1 protein-coding gene is annotated in these 1,110 nt (G+C 59.5%); it reads right to left on the minus strand.

Annotation, left to right across the window (positions count from 1 at the left end):
- Positions 1 to 1,109, minus strand: a 1,109-nt coding sequence (locus AWB74_RS44780; RefSeq protein ID WP_200822131.1) for a cbb3-type cytochrome c oxidase subunit I, incomplete at its 3' end; no start/stop codon positions are given.
- Position 1,110 lies beyond the last annotated feature (1 nt).

Here is a 1,110-nt window from a genome sequence, read left to right on the forward strand (position 1 = left end):
CCCGCAAAGTAAAGAAACGGAACCTTGAATACCGGGCGACCCGTATAAATCGTCGCAATCCAGGCGAAGGTGGCCACCGCGCTCGGGATAGCGATGACCGTGCTCGCTGAACCAAAGAAGGCAAGCGCGAGGGGCGAGATGCCGGTCGCGAACATGTGATGGATCCACACAATAAAGCCGACGATCATCGTCGCGACAGTGGAGAGTGCGACCGGCGCATAGCCCACCAGTGGACGGCGGCAAAAAACGGGCAGCGCATCAGACACGATGCCCATCGCGGGCAACACGACTGCATAGACCCATGGATGCGCAAACATCCAGAACATGTGCTGCCACAGCAGCGGTCGCCCGCCGTTGAGCACATCAAAGAAGTGTGTTCCGAACCTGCGATCGAACCACAGCATCAGGAACGCCAGGCTCACGGAGGGTACCGCGAGCAGATTGCCGCCCGAAGCGGTCAGCGTGCCCCAGACCAGCACCGGCACGCGATCAATGGACATGCCGGTCGCCCGCATGCGGGCCAGCGTCGCGACAAAGTTTGCGGATCCGACCGTGGTCGATATGCCGAGCAGCACCATGCCGAGCGCGTAGATATCAATGTTTGGGCCCGTGTTGAAAGCAAGTCCAGAGAGCGGCACATAGTTGAACCAGCCCGCGTTAGGCGCCTCTCCGAACGGAAAGCTCGAGTAGAGCAGAATGCCAGCGAACAAGAACACCCAATAAGAAAAGGCATTGAGCCGTGGAAACGCCATGTCGCGCGCGCCGAGGATGAGCGGCCACAAGTAGTTCGAGAACCCGGAAAGCACTGGCAGGGCATACAGAAAAATCATCGTTATGCCGTGCATGGTGAATAACTGGTTGTACTGCTCGGGGGTCACGACCGATGAATTGGGTCCTGCGAGCTGCAAACGCATGATGAGTGCTTCGACGCCGCCCGCGAGCAAAAAAATGAACGCCGTGACGATGTAGCGCAGCCCGATACTTTTATGGTCCACCGTCTTGATCCAGCCGCGCCAGCCCGGTTCCGTCTCCCAGATTTCTAACAACCGCCGCTCTTTCGCGCTTCCCGGTGGCACACGGCCGACCTCCGGCACGCGCGATAGCGCGATC

It is taken from the genome of Caballeronia arvi, from assembly GCF_001544695.2.
In the GTDB taxonomy this organism is placed as follows: domain Bacteria; phylum Pseudomonadota; class Gammaproteobacteria; order Burkholderiales; family Burkholderiaceae; genus Caballeronia; species Caballeronia arvi.